This is a genomic window from candidate division TA06 bacterium B3_TA06, assembly GCA_005223075.1.
GTDB lineage: Bacteria > Hydrothermota > Tepidihabitantia > B3-TA06 > B3-TA06 > B3-TA06.
This window is the reverse complement of record NJBO01000008.1, coordinates 14,467-31,051: the sequence shown is the minus strand read 5'-3', so window position 1 is coordinate 31,051 and position 16,585 is coordinate 14,467. Positions and strand designations below refer to the sequence as shown.

Genomic DNA, 16,585 nt, shown 5'->3' with positions numbered 1-16,585 from the left:
AGGGGGAGGTATCAACCTCCCCCTTTGTGTTTATTTGACCGGTTTTTCCTTCTCAAGCTCTGCGATGCGTTCACGCATAGCCTTAAGATCCTCTTCAGCATACTTGAGTTGATCGTGAAGCATCTTCAGCTCGTCTGCCGCCGGAAGGCTTGGTGGGGGATAATACGGAGCAGGTTGGGTTACTGGAGCAACTCCGTAGCCGGGATACGCCCAGCCGCGGCCGAAACCTCTACCCCAGCCACGACCAAATCCTCGGCCCCAGCCGCGTCCGCCCCACGGGTTCATGTACCCTGGAACCGGATACCCGGCGCAAAAACCGACTGCTCTGCCGGTCATGGGTCCTAGACCCAGCGGTCCTGTTCTGTCTCCGCCTGGCATGTTGTCTCCTTTCTTTGTTTTTTTGAAGTTTTCATTATCCTCTTATCATCTTTGATTTGCACTTGGGGCAGGTGTGTTCAAAACAAGGGGTACCTCTCTGGTGAGGAATCTTTGCACCGCACTGCGGACAAACGCATTCCCCGCCCGGGCCTACCCTCCTACCTCCGCCTCTACCCATTCCTCGCCCCTGACCTTGACCTCTGCCTCCACCCATACCTTGTCCCATTCCTTGTCTGTTCATCTTTTCTCCTTTTCAAACTCGGCTAACACCCTTCCTGTTATCTCTCGCAGGAGCCCAGCCTGGTTGCAGCAGGAATCCATGGACGGAATCTGAGCCCGGGTAATGCTTTCGGTAATGGTTCGATCAAACGGGATACGACCCAGGACAGGCACGTTTTGATCCGTGCAGAACCCCTCGATCTCCCCGGTAAGTTTTAGAGACAAGTCGTATTTATTGATAACCACCCAGCGCTTCAGTGAAAAGAAGTCAAGCAGCTTGAGTATCCGTTTGAGGTCGTGCAGGCTGGAGATACTCGGCTCGGCTACCAGCAGAACGCCGTGCGTGCCGGTAAGGGCTGCATTGACCGGGCATCCGATGCCTGGAGAACCGTCTATGAGGATATTCCCTGCGCCGTTCCGGGTCGAGATACGCTCAGCGATCTTGCGAACCTGGGTTACCAGCCGGCCTGATGCTTCGGCACCCGGGAAAAGCTCCGCACTTACCACATCACCGTAAGGGGTCTCCTTGATGGTTATCCCACCTGAGCGCGGTCTCCGCAATGTAACCGCGTTCGGCTCGGCAGGACAGACAATCTGACACAAACCACAGCCCTCACAGAAAAGTTCCTGTACGTAAGCTTCACCTTCCTTTATCTCGATAGCGGAAAAATGACAGGCGTCGACGCATGTGCCGCAACCGGTGCAAAGCTGGGAATCGATTTCAGCCTGGAGACCCGAGGAAAAGGGCATCTCTTCGGTGATCTCGCCTTCCAACAGAATACCGAGATTTGCCGCATCTACGTCGGCGTCAGCCGCCACCTTATTTTGCCACGCAGCGGTAAGGCAAGCGGTAAGCATGGTCTTTCCGGTCCCGCCCTTGCCTGAAAGAACCGGAAATGAAGAAAGCGCAGATACCCTTGCCGCAGATTCAGAGGAGACAGAAGCCTGATCCAAAACCTTCTCCTCCGACTCAACGAAATCCGGAAGCGAGTAGTTCTCAATATCACTCAGTTTGCGAGCCAGGTTGGAAAAGATATCCCGCCACTTCGCCTGCTCGTCAACAATTAACTTGCCCTCGGCATAGAAAGCGGCAATCCGGCGGTCAAAGGGGATACAAGCAAGGACAGGGATACCCTGATCCTTACAGTAGCGTTCGACCTCCTCATCGCCGATATCTGCACGATTGATGAGAACGGCGCAAGGCACGCGCAGGCGAGTAAGCATGTCGCGGGCAAGCCTGAGATCGTGCAGTCCAAAGGGCGTGGGCTCGGTTACCAGAAGACACGCATCCGCCTTGCTCACAGCGGCAACCGCAGAACAGGACGTTCCAGGCGGGGCATCAAGGATAACGAACTCGGAGTCCTTGACCGTATCCACAACCTGCTTAATTACCTCGGCACTGCGAAGCTGACCTATGGCAAGGGAACCGTCAACGAAACTTTTATTGTCTGAGAACGTGCCGGTGCGAACCTTGCCAAGAACGTGAGGCCTCTCCTTAATTGCCCCTTCAGGACAGACCGCAGAACACACCCCGCACGCGTGGCATAACTCGCTGAAAAAAAGCACCTTACCTTTGACCACGGCAAGGGCGTTGAACTGACACTGACGAGCGCACTCTCCGCAACCGGTGCAGCGATCTTGATCTATCAGAGGAGTCTTGATGAAAACGTCTTCTTTTTTATCGATCCGCGGTGCAAGGAAGAGATGTCCGTTAGGCTCTTCCGCGTCGCAGTCGGCATACGTGGCCCCGGGGATGACTGCAGCAAGATTGGTTGCAACCAGGGTCTTGCCGGTTCCGCCTTTACCCGATGCGATCGCAATAATCATCTAACTCCTCTCTCCTCTTCCACCCCTCCAGCCGTGTCTTCCTCGCCTATGCCAGTGACGACAAATAACCGGATGCCCGGCGATCATGTAACTCCCGCCTGCCACCTGAAGCCCTTTTCCATTGATCAGCGCATCCGCCAGCTTCCTGCGGGCAGAAATCAAAGTCCTGCCGAAAGTAGGGCGTGAAACCCCCATCTCCTGCGCCGCTTCTTCTTGATAAAGCCCTTCCAGATCGGTAAGCCTCAAGGCCTCAACCTCCTCGTGACTGAGAGCAGTCATCTCCAGCTCGTGCATGGGAATACCCTTCGGGCCGAAGAAACTGATCCCGAACTCGCTTTGGATCATCCGGTATTTACGCGGTCGGGGCATTCTTCACCTCAGTTTTGAGCATATGCTCATTATAGGCAAAAGGCCACCCCTGTCAAGGCAAGAAGACAGATCATCGGCTGGTAAGGACTATTTCGGTGCCAAGGTAACTCGATAAAAAAAGAGGCACCCAAAGGTGCCTCCCCTGGTCAAGCGACTCCCTAAAACAAAGGGGTGTAGAAAGGGCACTTATCCCAAGGCATGTGCTTGGTAGCCAAAGGACATTCCTCTGGATGGCAACTGGTCTCAATACCCAATTTCGTAAGCTCCCCGCAAACGCCTTTCGGATTCGTCTTCTTCAGGAAACATCTCCAAACCGGTATAAGGCCCCTCCCTTGGCCTCGTGTATGGAACCTTCTATCCACATGCAAATATACATGCTTGCATCGGGATCGCGTTCCTACATTCATGCTTTACCTCCTTAACATTTTAGTTACCTATGCCTAATTAATGCTCAACGTATTTACCCGTTCTTTAGATGGGCTCCGCTACCTTTACCCCATATAGATTGTAGGAAGGAACTCCCCAATGTCAAGGGATTGAACCCCGATACTGCCGCATATGAGATCGCCACCCTCCCTTCGGTCGGTCGCGACGACAGGAGAGAGGAAGGTTTGTTTTTGATCATAGGATACGCAGGGGAGGGGATGTGTCAATGTGATTTGGGGCTTCTTCACCCTCCCCCTACCCCCTCCCGTCGAGGGAGGGGTGGATTTATGCAATCACCCACTTGATGGGGCGAAGTGCCACCGTCTGGCGGAGGATAGGGTGGGGGTGTCATTGCGAGGACGGACGAAGTAGAACTCTTGTCTGTTCAAAAGACCCGAAAGCATTGTAGGCTCGATAGTGTTCAATGATCAAAAGCCTTGCTTCGCAGTTAATCTGCATAAGCGGCGGATCTCCTTGGTTATTCTCTTTTTGTAAGTCTAAAGGAGATCCCCGCTTTTTCTAATACCCTCCTCAATCTCTCATAACACTGGTAACTATCTCTTGGCGCACGGACCAAGCGAGCTTGACTCCCTTCCGCTTTGGCCTAGAATTAAGCTTAGAATCCCTGGAGGATAGATGAGACGTTTGGTAATAAGTTTGATAACCCTTGTGGGGTTGGGACTTGCAGCCAAGGTTGAGCTCCACGACGGGCAGAGTTCCGCAACCGAAACGCTTGAATTTGACGGTTCGAACGTCATAACCGATCAAGAGACCATCCCTCGAGCGCTGGTAAAATCTATCGTCTTCGAGACGCAAGGTGGACAAGAAACAGGAACGGTACGCACGGACGAGGATGTGCAGGAACTTCTGGCAAAAGCTAACAAAGCCAAAGAACGCTTTCCAGAGACCAAGGGGATACTATTGATCGATGACGGGCGCAACACCCTGCACGATGACGGAACCAGAAACTACTCATATCACATGGCTTACGTTGTACTCTCCGAGGCACGTAAGGGTGTGGCGACATTCCGCCATTACTTTAAAGAGGGAGACAACGAGGTAAGGATTCACTTTGCGCGAGTTATAAAGCCGGACGGTCGTGTTGTTGATCTTGATCCGTCCACCGTAAAGATCGAAACCCCTCCGCGCGAAGGTATCGTCTTCTTCGGCAAGGGTAAATGGGTAACCTTCACTCTCCCCGAGGTCCAGATAGACGATATCGTTGAGTACTCCTACGAGAACATCCGTTTCAACCCCTGGAACAAGGAGTTCTTCGACGCAGGTTACTTCTTCCAGGGCGATGAGCCATTCATCTATTCCCGACTTGTCGTTGACGTACCCGAAGACGAGTTTATCAAATGGAAGGTCTATAACGCGCCTGGGGGTATGATGGATTTTAGACAAGAGGTAAAGAAGAGCCGCAAGATCTACACCTGGGTTGCGGAGAATGTTGATCCCTACGTACCTGAACCTGACGCACCTCCGGCAGGGGATTTCCTGCCGCGCGTAGAGGTAACGAATCAGGAAAACTGGAACGGCATACACGACTGGTACGCGGCCTTCCAGAACGAACGCATGAAGATTACCACTAAGGTTCAAGCCCTTGCCGACAGCCTGACCGCTGGTGCCGATACCGAGCACGAAAAGACAGCCGCCATATACCACTGGCTCCAGCAAAACATTCGCTATATCTCCATCAAGGGTTCCGCATCATCCGGGGTTTCAGGTCACCCTGCCCAGTTTACATTAGAGCAGGGCTTCGGCGACTGCACTGACAAGGCCATCCTTTTTGCAACCCTTTTGCGGGCCGCAGGTATAGACGCCGACCCGGTCTACGTAGGCACAAACGACGATGCATCAATGCTTGACCCAGAGATGCCAGGCTACTACGGCAACCATTGCATCACCGAGGTATTCCTTGCCGACACAAGTTTCTATCTCGATGCCACCGGTTCATCAAACGGAGGATACTCACGTTACCCCTCGTTCAACGCCGCAGACCACGGGGTCTACACGGTAAATTCGCAGAAGAGAAAAGTAGAGAAAATACCGGTTCCCGATCCCGGTCAGGAGCTGAGGGAGTACCATCTCGATATGGAGATAGACGCAGAAGGCACGCTCACCGTGAAATATCAGAGCTTCTATGAAGGCGATTACGAGACAGGCCTGCGCTACTTCTGGAATTACCTCTCAAGGGAGGAGGACCGCCGCATACGATTCGAGCAGATGGTGAAAGCTACATCACCTGACGCGGAGCTGATAGACTACGGGTTCGAAAATCTTGAAGATATAGGCAAGCAGCTCAGCCTCAAGATGACATACAGGGTCAAGGACTATGTTAAGTTCGCCGGGCCTCTGGCTATCATAAACCTGCCTGGGGTAGGTGAAAGGCTTACCTTTGACGAGGTGGCGCTTGAGAGCCGAAACTTCCCGCTTTCTTACTACACGAGCGAGAGTATTCTCCACGAAGTAACCCTCAAGCTTCCCGAGGATTGGGAAGTGGATTATCTGCCAGAGGATATAACGCTTTCTATGTCTGAGGTCTCCTATCACGCGGTCTACATCCAGGAGGAAGGAAACGTAATCCATTTCGAAGACACCTTCAGCCGTCCTGAACGACTCATCCAGTCTGATAGGTATCGAGATTATCGAAGACTACTTAACTCTATCACCAGCTACCACAAAAAACCCATACTCATACTCGTAGATGGAGGTGCCCAGTGAACCGTCTTCTATCATTCCTTATCCTGATCCTTGCAACCACCGGATGCAGGCAAGCGGTACGCACGAGCCACGACGTGATCTACCTCTTGAGCGGAGAAGAAAAGATAGGGGCACTTGAACGTATAACCGCAGACAGCCTGTGGTTTAGGGCTGAAGAGGGCACCCTTGCATTTGCCAAATCCGAGATAAGAGGACTTGATCTTCCCCAGCCAAGACAGGGTGAGGAATGGAAAACCTTAAAAGACATCGACGATTCAATCCTTAAAGAAATACTTACCACCTTCACCCCGCCTCAGATAGATGTACGGTACGTAAATCTCTACGTGGAGCATAATTTTATCCTGCATGAGGATGGAACCTTTGAGAAACGCATGAGGGTGATACGCTACGTATCCGCCGAGTCAGGCAAAGGTGCTGCCGCAAACAATACCTGGAGTTATCTGGCGGATAGGGCCTATGCAAAGGTAGACTTTGCACGCAGCTACAGCCCTGATGGAGAGATAAACCACATAACCGAGGCGGCAATCAACAGGGTAAGCCGCTATCCTGCTCCTGCTGAATATAGCAATCTTACCCAGCTACAAATAGCGGTTCCTGAATCAAGGGTCGGTTCGGTGCTTGATTTTCAGTTCTCGACCATCCAGAACGTAGCCGACAGCATCCACCCGATATGTGAAGAGATAGTACTGGAGGATAGGCAACCTACGATGATGGAGATCATCCGGGTTGAGCAACCCCAAGGCGGACATCTTGCAGTCTATGCGTCGAGCGGACAAAAGCCCGAACGCGAAACCAGGAAAGGCCGCGAGATACTCACCTGGCGCATACAAAACCAGCCACCACTACGGTTCGAGCAGATGACCCCGCCGGCAGCAGATTACCTGCCACATTTCATCGTCGCCGAGGAGAAGGATTGGCACTCCATTGCAAGGTCCCTACGCGCGCATGCAGATAAGGCAATCCAGCCCGGTGAAAGACTTACTCAGGTCGTTGATTCGCTCACACAAGGCCTCCCTGCATCGGAAGAAAAGGCCCGCGCCCTGTACGAGTTCGTTGCCGCCTCTATTCGTCCCGCTGGCCCTTCACTTGATTCCTATTCCTACGTTTCAACCCTTGCAGAAACGGTGCTCGTTCGAGGTTTCGCGAACAACCTTGATCGGGCGGCGCTGCTTTGCGTTCTTATGAGGGAAGCCGGTCTGGAAGCAGATCTTGTACTTATACGCGATCGCTCAAGCGGGCGAGTGGTCCCCACCTTCCCCACCTTAGGTCAGCTTAATACGGCACTTGTCCTGTTTGAGGACCGAATCTACCTCGACCCAAACTCAAACGTAGGTTTCGGTACCACCTCAGACCAGGATGCGATGGGGCTTTCGCTTTCCTCAGGCAAGCTCAAGAAGACGCCGCTGCGCACCCCCAACGAAGAGGCAACAATCACCAGTACCCTCGCCCAGCTAAGAGCAGACGGTTCACTTGATCTCACTGTGGACGTCGAGTTCAATGGCCAGAACTCAGCCTGGTGGAAGCGATATCTCAAACCCCTCTCCCCTGCCGAGCTTAGACAGGAGGCCGAAGAACTGGCAGCAGAGATCCATCCAAACGCCAGGCTTAAAGACTTCCGGTTCCGCGGGATAGCACCTCTGAACCAAAACATTACCTACACATTAAACGTCAGCATCCCTGATTACGCTACCCGTGCGGGCGAGTACCTTATACTCTACCTGCCTGGTGTTGAACACTCCGCTTACTGGGTAGGTGCAAGGGATCGAGCGTACCCGATAGATCGCGTTACACGAAGCGCGGATATCCTGAACCTCAGCCTGCAGCTGCCGCCAGGTGCCGAGCTTATATACTACCCACAGGATGTCTCCATCAGCAACTCCTATGATTCTTATGCCGCGACGTTTGTGCAGCCCGGACGCGGGGTTCTGCAGTTTTCAGAAAGCCTGCAGGTGCTTAAGCCGTGGATTCCGCCCCAGGAGTACCCGAAGTACAAGGAGCTTGTGGAAGGCATGGCCCGGCTGAGCCAGGAACCGATAGTGCTGAAGCTTCACTAGAATTTGTCGGCGACTATGCCAAAGTAAAGTTGGGTCTGCACGAACATTATGCAATTTGAGGGCGATGTCAAGGGGGGAAAGGTTACATGAGGAAGGCAGCTAGGGAGGCTTCATTTACCCTCAAAAAGGTTACAGGGAAAGCTATCTGGAAGGCGGTCGGTGAGGGATCGAAAAGGTCTTGCCGAGCAGGTTTCGTCCCTTAAAAAAGGTTACAAGTTCAGGTGGCCAAACAGAGTTCAATGTCCGGGGAATCCGGATCGTCTGAGCCTGGGGGGACATCTCTCTAAGTGCTTTATACTCCTCCCAGGTCATCCCCTGACACTCTCCAGGCGGACGAGAGAGGATCTCCTCTATTATCTGCCGCTCCGCGGTGCTTGGCAACTTTTAAGGCGTTCTCAGAGTAGTCCTTGCCGTCCTCAATAGAGATCACAAGCCGGGCGTTGTCCGGGGATAGCCCGTAGCGGCCTCGCAGAGCCTCATAGCGCCAGTTCAGTCCTGCGCCGCGAGGGAACACCAGTGCCGGGATACAAAGAGAGGCTTAGAACGACCATAGCCGCGATCCTGGAAGTAGACGTAAAGACGGGAACGGGCGCCGCCGGGGTCGTCTTTTGATACTGACTTCGGCGGCATAGCCCAGGCCCCGCCGTCCCAGTAGGTTTGGGGAAGGGTTATGCGCTCCCCGAACCGGTAAGGTGGAAGGTTTTTACGGGACGCCCCCCTTCGGTCGCTGCGGTATAGTTGGCCTGCATGTATCCGGTGCGCCAAGGTATACCACACCCAAAAGGGAAGATTCATGGATTACTCTTCCCAACTCTCATATTCGATGGCTCCGATTACCAACCATTTACCAGGGATAGTCTCCTCGTTCACCACACGGTCACAACGGGCGACCCAAACGTCGTAATGCCACGCCCAGGGCAGTCCTTTAAATACTCCACTCTGGAATATGCCGTGGGCCTCAACATCAAAAGTTTTGTTCCTGATCACCAATGTACCCTTCCCCATACACTCCAAATCTTCCGGCTCTAACATTGCAGCCGCCACATCGGGGTGCCCCTGAGAGATAAGGGCAAACTCCATGCCGTTATCAAGAATCATCCTCATCCCGAGGAGGCTGGCCCGGAAGTCAGGACCCGATCTTGCCGGGGGCAGCGAGCCAACGCATTTATAAGCACGATTAATCAGGGAGATCTGCGCGCCGAAGATCTGGCATTTCCTATAATATTCCCTTGCACGCATCCTGGCGGCACCTATGATGTTGGGGGGTTCGATAGTTGCTTTTAATGATAACGTGGGGGCAATACAATAGCCTTCTCTGGGACACCAGATGCTGAGCGTATCTCCGGCCCGCAGGATCACCAGCTCAGCCATGCCTCGATGGGGGTCCTTTTTGAGAGACTTTAAAAAAGCGATAACTTCTCCAAGTTCGGTTCGATTGATGCGTTCTCGGGTAGCTTCCCATGAAACATCCTTGAAAACCTGGGAAGAGTATACCGGTCTCCCGTCATAAGTAAGTAAGATATCTCCCTTTTCTAGCCCTACGCCTTCATCAGAAAAGTTGGCATCTACCCTTGTGACCACAAGCAAGGAATCGGGCAGGTTCCCGTAGCGTTCCCGATATTGCTTTTCGTATGCCATAGCCACCAGTGCTTCAATATTTACATTTTCGACAGTGTCCCTTGCGGCATCTGCTTGAGTGAGCCATGAGCGCAAGCTGTCTAACGATTGACGCTCCCAGTCTTTACTAACCCACATCCGCCCAATCGCCGGTTCTGGGTCCTCCTTGAGGATTGTATAGCCGGTAGCACCAGCCGGTCCTGAAGTTACGCCGTACTGATAGACTTTCTCCCAATTTTTACTGCAGGTTGCATTCAGCCAGTTGGTTAGGGTGGCTCGTGCGCTTATGCCTGCAGAGAGGGTCGTAACAAACAACCCTAAAGCCCCCACCGTCACCAACGAAAACCCCTTCGTCAAACGCTTGCCCATGTCTTCTCCTTTACCCTTGAGGGGCACTTTGTGTGTTTGAGTCGTTCATACCCTTTATTATCACCGCTTTCCGCAATTTGTCAAGTTTTCAGAAGCTCAACGCCTCTCTGATTCTTCGGCCTACCCGGGCGGCGGTCGAGAATACCCGGTGCCTGCCGGGCACGTACCTCACGCCGCGCCAGGGCGTACCAGACCCAAAAATGATAATTAGTTCTCCTCATTATTGGCCATGTTGCTTTATTCTTTCCTCATAATCAGGGGGTAGATATCCACGCTTTCTGCAAAGGGTATCCACCATTGCCCACTTACGGAATTCTAACATACTGTCTAGCTCAGCCTCGGGAGCACCCAAATTTGTCAAACCTATCACGAATGCCCCCGCCACGTATTGGCCCGCCACTATAGTCAGTGCGTCTTCTGTTGTACTGATGATTTCCTTGGTTGCATCAATACCAAGCTCTTTAGCCTTTTCGTAGAAGGCTGTAAGGGAATACCCTTGAGAAAAGAGTGTCTGTTCCGTAATTGCTTTTACAAGACTATCAACTGCATTGGTATCGTCCACTACCTCCATGAAAGTCACCACTCCTGTAGTATCCTCTAGATTTTCCCAAGCATCTAAGATAAGGGTTCCAATGACCTGTTTCTCTAGAGTCCTAAACTCCTCTGTAGATATAGCTCGAACGCACCCCCCCAAAAAACCATACACCACCAACAAAACCCCTATTGCCAAACGCTTGTTCATGTCTTCTCCTTTGTGTTTGAATCCTTCATCCCTTTATTCTCGCCGCTTTCCGCAATTTGTCAAGTTTTTGCTGACCCCCTAAAACCTATCTCGTAATAGCCCTATTTGTACGCATTTAGCCTGCCAGGCCCAGCCGCAGGACAGCATAGAGACCCCCCCAAGGTTTTTAGTTAAGGGAGTAAACCTCCAGGGTCTTCGATTCCTGGCCAAAAACCTACGGAACTTAGATTCCAGACAAAAATCCAAGGAACTCTAAATCCAGGCCAAAATTTCAGGTTCGCCCGAACAGTAATCTCCCCCTCCCCGGTGGACAGCGTGCCCCTTGGGATGCCAATTTTACTGCATCCCATAGGGTAGGGGGACAAAGGGGGAGGGGAAACCGCGGCGTTACGCCGTAACGGCGTGGGGTGGTATGTAACCCTTGAAATAAACTCGCGTATTTACGGTGAGCACTCAGGCAGGGTGTGGTTACGGTCGCTGAGAGCCCGAATAATTAAACTTTTTTTAAACCCCAGACGCCGCCTGCACGTCCGCTTCGCTTCACCCGACACTAGACGGTAGTTCGTAGGGGCTGACCTCAGTGTGCCCCTTGGGATATTTTTATCCCATAGGGTATCAGGTCAGCCCGAATAATTAAACGGGCCTTTTTTACCCCAGACGTCTGCTACGCAGCCGCCCGGGGACCCCGAACAATCAGCTGTGAGCCGATCGCTGTGAGCGTCACCCCTTGACCCTTTCAATTTACAATTTGCATTTTGACTTTTGCACCGGAGGGCGACGCTTGCGGAGCAATCGCGACTCAGTCGCGCTCTTGTCCATCTTTTGTCCACCTTTTGGGTAGCTTTTGACCAGCTTTTGACCACCTTTTTTTACCCCACGACGCCGCTAACGCGTCGCCGCGGGGACCCCGGAAATCGTGACGAGTGCAATGTAAACCTGACGAGTTATAAGAAGTTTTTCCTGGATGATAAGACTCGTATCTGGGATGGCTCCTCGCAGATGATCTCAAGACCGTAGTCGGGATGGTCGATAAGTTCGCCCATGACCTCGACTTGCCTCCCCTCGTAGGAAGTGATGTCTATCCCCAGCCTTTCAAACTTCACTGTCGCCGAGGAGAAGATAACAACGGTCAAGCCATTCTTGCCCTCTGAGAAATTAAGGAAGTAGGTGTTCGAACGCTCCGAGTAGCCGACACGCAGAACCTTACCGATGACTGCAACCTTCTCCCCAGCATTCTTCTTTAGCGCCCGTGTATCAGTTGCAGAAAGCTCGACGATCTCGCCTTCTCCTTCTTCCCAAACCTTTGCATCCCGCCAGATACGCTCGAACTCACGTGAATACGCCCTGTATGTTGCTGGAAATCCTATAAGGAGCAGCACGTTCTCGTCATTATCTGTCTCTGCCGAGGCCGTCCAGTTGAATGAGCCGGTTATGATGATAGAATCGTCCACAAGTGCAAACTTGTGATGCATCAACCCAACTCCTCGCTCAACCCTGACGTCTATCCCGTTATTAAGAAGATAAGTGGCCTTACTGTAGCTCCCCCCTGCGTTCGACGGATCAAGGATCACGCGTACCCTCACCCCACGCTTCTGAGCATCCACAAGTGCCTGGGCAAGGGGGCGCGATGTAAAGGTATAGATCGCTGCGTCGATTCGCTTACCAGCCGCATCGATCTCGCGCTCGATGACCCACTCGATTCCATCCTGTGAGCTGAAGTGAGACTGGACCGATCCTTCAACCGTACGCTCCCTGGTCTGGCAAGCAAGAAGCAGGATCAGTGTTGTAGTATACAACCAACCGCGTCTCATGCTGACCTTCTTCTAGTTTGGGTTGGAGACACAACCAACCGCTATTTCAGATAGCCGGATGCGGATAAAAGAAGTTGCCGAAGGTAATTTAGGCGAAGCGTAGCGAAGCCTTTTATCCGCTGTTATTATGAAGTTCTGGGCTACTGCTCTTCATCAAAAAGTCCGATGATTCGGTTTATAATGTCTTGGGCCTTTACATTGTTAGAGTCCAGAAAGGATATCTCATTTAAAAGTTTGTCGATGAATCCAATTGTACTCTTAGGCGCTATAGTCGTGGATATACTAAGAATCATGGCTGCCATTTTACCACCATGATCCGGATCCGCTTTAAATGTCTCTTTTGATTTTTCAGCTTCGGCTTCAGCCTCGCTGAGCCTTTTTTCATAGTCTTTTCTCTTATCCTCAAGAAACTTCTTTACTCTTTTAACCTGCATGTCTTCAGCAAGTCCCTTAGTGATCATTTTCATCTCGTCCAATAGATTACGACGTTCAATCTTCGGCCATTCATAAGTCACTACATCAATACTTTTCGAAATTTTCGAAGAAAATTCTTCACTGTCGTCAGTTTTTTTCTTTGGAACAGATTCGCCTCTGCTCTGTGCACTGCCTGTTTCAATGGCAAATCGAATGTCTTCAAAAATTGATTCTATTTTATCATCCTCGAATTCTTTATAAATGAGACCCGATATATTTGCAAACAACTCTACATTAAATTGCTTTAGTAATAAGACTTTATCTCTACCAAGAATTCCATGAAAGAATCCTAATTCATGAATAACATTCTGCCTAGCTCTAATACCACCATTAACGGTTTGATCATCAGCCGTAAGAATAATTAAGGCAAAATCACAATCCTTGCCGTATTTTTCAAGTTTTTCTATTATAGTCAATCCAAGATCAGGTTGCTCAGCAAGTATCACTGGGTACAATCCTAACCGTTCGGCTATAAAATTTTTCAATTTCAGTTTCAGCAGTTCGTTGTGACCATGACTGATAAATATTTTTGCGATTTTATTCTGATTCAAAGCTAATCCTCCTTCTTTTTAACCCAGAATTTCACATAACGTCTTGTGTGTTTGCGAAGTGCCGAAGGGGATCTGGGTAGTGTGGCGAATTGCTACGTCGTCCTATACAACAACTGCCTCTCATCTTGGCCTTTCTCTATCTTAGTATAGACAACTTCTAACAAGATGTCAAGCATTTTATTCCTTCATTCTGCCGAAGACGTAGCCTGCCTTATAGGCTCAAGATCAAGAGATAGAGGTAGTAGTAGATAGCCACGCCGAACATGAGGCTGTCTATCCGATCGAGGAACCCGCCGTGCCCGCCGAGTATCTCAGAAGAATTCTTAACCCCGCGTTCACGCTTGATTGCAGATTCAAGCAAGTCGCCAAGAACACCTATCAGGGCCACTGCAAGCGCAAGAATTACTCCACACCATAACGGCTGATCGGGTAAAAAGAGCGCTGAATATCCAACACCGGCTCCTACGGTAACAACAATCCCTGAAATCAGACCCTCTACCGTCTTGCGGGGCGAGATCTTCGGGCATAAAAGTGTGCGCCCCAGCCAAGAACCCAAGAGGTACGCAGCTGTGTCGTTAACCCAAGTCATTACAAACGGAAACGCAAGCCAGGCGTAACTAAGGCCTTGCCTGACGACCTCCTGTTTAAGTAAAACAAAGTGGACAGGCACAAAGCCGAGATACAGGGGCAAAATCAGTAGAGGCAGTATAAGCGCCGGCTTGGAGGGGAAGAAGAGGAGCCAGAGTAATACCTGAATTACAAATGCTGCAAAAAGATGACTCGCAAGCGAGAAAGGGGTTAGGAAAAGTGTATACGCCCAGATTAGTATGGGGGCAATAAGAAAAAGAAGATGATAGAACCGGAAGGGTTTGATGTATAGGCGAAGGAACTCAAAGGAGGCAGCCAGTATCCACAGCAAGGCATAAATCGCTGCAATCCATACTGGTGCGGCCATAGCCGCGAGCGTCAGGGGAATAAGCACCACCCATACCAGCCACCTCCCCTTGAAGATCTTACTCCTTGACGCGGCCAAAGCGGCGCTCCCGACCGACGTAGTCGGCAAGGGCTGCCTCAAGCTCTTCTCGCTTGAAGTTGGGCCAGAGCACGTCGGTAAAGTAAAGCTCGGTGTAGGCCGACTGCCAGAGAAGGAAGTTGGAGATCCGCTTCTCCGCTCCGGTGCGAATCAAGAGATCAGGATCGGGCAGCCAGGGGAGATACTGAAACGAACCCAAGGTTTCCTCATCAATGGAATCGACATCCAACTTCCCCTCCGCTGCCGCCTGAGCCGCCCTTTTAGCCATATCAACAATCTCCTGACGTCCACCGTAGTTAAGCCCCAGAACAAGCACCAATCCGGTATTCCTTGAAAGCCGCTCGTGCATCTTGCGTATGCCTTCCTGGACCTTGGAGGGAAGAGCTTCTGTCCGACCAATCGCCTCGAACCGAACGTTATTTTTGTTAAGCTCCTCGACCTCGCCGCGCAGAAGCCTTTCAAGCATCTTCATTAGCTCTTTAACTTCGCTCTGGGGCCGATCCCAGTTCTCGGCCGAGAAGGTGTATAGTGTGAGATAGGAGATACCAAATTCACCGCATGCCCGGACAATCTCGCGAACCCGCTTAACCCCCTCATAGTGACCTGCCGCCCTCGGAAGCATCTTTCGCCGTGCCCAGCGACCGTTGCCGTCCATGATGATCGCCACGTGACGAGGCAGCCTGCCCTTGGGAATAGAAACGCTCACTTCTTACTGTTCGAGGATCTCCTTCTCCTTCTTGGCGAAGAGCTCGTCCAGCTCCTCGACGTAGCGATCGGTAAGCTCCTGCACCTGTTTCTGGCCGCGGTGCATATCATCCTCGCTGATCTCGCTGTCCTTCTCCTTGCGCTTGAACTGCTCGATCGCCTCCCTGCGGATGTTACGCACCGAAACCCGGCTCTCCTCGGTAAGACGAGAAACAAGTTTCACCAGATCCTTGCGCCGCTCCTCGGTAAGGGCAGGTATAGAGATACGGATAAGATTGGCCTCGACGTTCGGGGTCAAACCCAGGTCAGAGGCTTGTATCGCCTTCTCGATCGCGCCAAGCGCATTCTTGTCCCACGGCTGGATAACCAGACTGCGCGGATCGGGCACTCCTATAGAGGCGATCTGCTTTAAGGGTGTAGGAACCCCGTAGTAGTTGACTTTTATCCCCTCGAGCAAAGCAGGGTTGGCACGCGAGGTGCGGATACGTGCAAACTCGCCTGCCAGTAACTCGACGGTCTTCTTCATCTTTGCTTCACTGTCTTTAAGGATTTCCTTCATGCGCCAACTCCTCTTTTGATAATTGTTCCCACCCGGTGGCCGCGAACAATACGGCCGATGTTCTCCGGGCAGAATACATCAAAAACCTGAACAATAAGATCGTACTCGCGCGCAAGTGAGAAGGCGGTCTGGTCCATAACCGCCAGATTCTGCGCGAGTGCCTCTGCGTAACTGAGCTCTTTAAAGAAGCGAGCCTGTTGATTCTTTTCCGGATCATCGGAGTAAACCCCCTTCACCTTTGTTCCCTTAAGCACCCTGTGCGCGCCGATCTCAACCGCCCGCAGCACAGCCGAGGTGTCGGTGGAAAAGTAAGGCAGGCCTGTGCCGCCGCTAAAGATAAGTAGCTTCCGATCGTTGAAGGCATCCCGTGCCCCTACAGGGTCGTAACGGCTGACCCATGCTATAGACACAGCACTCATGTGAACGGCACAAATCCCTGCATCGCGCAGCATGCTCTCAAGCCGCAGACCGTTAAGAAGGCTCCCGATCATCCCCATGCGATCGGCAAAGACGCGGGCCTCGCCGCTGAGTCCCGACCACGCACCGCGGACGTGGTTACCGCCGCCCAGGAGAACTGCAAGCCTCACCCGGCCGGCAAGATTCGCTATCTCACCCACTATCCCATCAAGAACCTCGGCGTGAGAAAAAACCTCCCCGCTCAACTTGAGGAGGAGACCTTCATCCTTCAAATCTCGAGACGTTTTATTAATCTTCTTCAACTTTACGT

The 16,585-nt window shown here is 51.8% G+C and carries 15 protein-coding genes; 2 read left to right on the top strand and 13 right to left on the bottom strand.

The window, feature by feature from the left end; translation table 11 throughout:
- Positions 1–30: 30 nt before the first annotated feature.
- From CEE36_06130 to CEE36_06115, 4 genes are read right to left on the bottom strand one after another with little or no spacing between them, the layout of a single operon-like run.
- Positions 31–378, bottom strand: coding sequence for a hypothetical protein (locus CEE36_06130; GenBank protein ID TKJ42840.1), 348 nt, complete (start codon positions 376–378; stop codon positions 31–33).
- Positions 379–412: 34 nt separating this feature from the next.
- Positions 413–604, bottom strand: coding sequence for a hypothetical protein (locus CEE36_06125; protein TKJ42903.1), 192 nt, complete (start codon positions 602–604; stop codon positions 413–415).
- A gap of 11 nt (positions 605–615) precedes the next feature.
- Complete coding sequence (locus CEE36_06120) at positions 616–2,424, bottom strand: cobyrinic acid ac-diamide synthase (protein ID TKJ42839.1); 1,809 nt, start codon at positions 2,422–2,424, stop codon at positions 616–618.
- Positions 2,425–2,793, bottom strand: coding sequence for a hypothetical protein (locus CEE36_06115; GenBank protein TKJ42838.1), 369 nt, complete (start codon positions 2,791–2,793; stop codon positions 2,425–2,427).
- A 1,062-nt stretch (positions 2,794–3,855) separates the two neighbouring features.
- On the opposite strand from CEE36_06115, the gene CEE36_06110 reads away from it, so the two are divergent.
- Together CEE36_06110 and CEE36_06105 are read left to right on the top strand one after the other, a co-directional pair.
- Positions 3,856–5,943, top strand: coding sequence for a hypothetical protein (locus CEE36_06110; protein TKJ42837.1), 2,088 nt, complete (start codon positions 3,856–3,858; stop codon positions 5,941–5,943).
- Complete coding sequence (locus CEE36_06105; protein TKJ42836.1) at positions 5,940–7,997, top strand: hypothetical protein; 2,058 nt, start codon at positions 5,940–5,942, stop codon at positions 7,995–7,997. Before CEE36_06110 ends, CEE36_06105 begins: the two co-directional genes overlap by 4 nt.
- A 292-nt stretch (positions 7,998–8,289) precedes the next feature.
- Here CEE36_06105 and CEE36_06100 read toward each other — a convergent pair whose 3' ends face one another.
- The 9 genes from CEE36_06100 to CEE36_06060 all read right to left on the bottom strand — a co-directional run bounded on the left by CEE36_06100 (position 8,290) and on the right by CEE36_06060 (position 16,577).
- Positions 8,290–8,511 (bottom strand): hypothetical protein, encoded by a 222-nt coding sequence (locus CEE36_06100; protein ID TKJ42835.1) that lies wholly within the window; start codon positions 8,509–8,511, stop codon positions 8,290–8,292.
- Between the two features lie 284 nt (positions 8,512–8,795).
- A complete protein-coding gene (locus CEE36_06095; GenBank protein ID TKJ42834.1) occupies positions 8,796–9,983 on the bottom strand; it encodes a hypothetical protein in 1,188 nt (395 codons plus the stop codon).
- Between the two features lie 220 nt (positions 9,984–10,203).
- Positions 10,204–10,725: a hypothetical protein gene (locus tag CEE36_06090; protein TKJ42833.1), complete on the bottom strand. Its 522-nt coding sequence runs from the start codon at positions 10,723–10,725 to the stop codon at positions 10,204–10,206.
- 944 nt (positions 10,726–11,669) lie between these two features.
- Positions 11,670–12,536: a hypothetical protein gene (locus CEE36_06085; GenBank protein TKJ42832.1), complete on the bottom strand. Its 867-nt coding sequence runs from the start codon at positions 12,534–12,536 to the stop codon at positions 11,670–11,672.
- Positions 12,537–12,676: 140 nt separating this feature from the next.
- Positions 12,677–13,561 carry a hypothetical protein gene (locus CEE36_06080; GenBank protein TKJ42831.1) on the bottom strand — a complete coding sequence of 295 codons (885 nt, stop codon included), beginning with the start codon at positions 13,559–13,561 and terminating at the stop codon, positions 12,677–12,679.
- 211 nt (positions 13,562–13,772) lie between these two features.
- Positions 13,773–14,546: a hypothetical protein gene (locus CEE36_06075; protein ID TKJ42830.1), complete on the bottom strand. Its 774-nt coding sequence runs from the start codon at positions 14,544–14,546 to the stop codon at positions 13,773–13,775.
- A gap of 28 nt (positions 14,547–14,574) precedes the next feature.
- A complete protein-coding gene (locus CEE36_06070; GenBank protein ID TKJ42902.1) occupies positions 14,575–15,288 on the bottom strand; it encodes a hypothetical protein in 714 nt (237 codons plus the stop codon).
- Positions 15,289–15,303: 15 nt separating this feature from the next.
- A complete protein-coding gene (locus CEE36_06065; protein TKJ42829.1) occupies positions 15,304–15,858 on the bottom strand; it encodes a ribosome recycling factor in 555 nt (184 codons plus the stop codon).
- The gene (locus CEE36_06060) at positions 15,855–16,577 is read right to left on the bottom strand and encodes a UMP kinase (GenBank protein TKJ42828.1); all 723 of its coding nucleotides are present in this window, start codon (positions 16,575–16,577) and stop codon (positions 15,855–15,857) included. Before CEE36_06060 ends, CEE36_06065 begins: the two co-directional genes overlap by 4 nt.
- Positions 16,578–16,585: the final 8 nt, after the last annotated feature.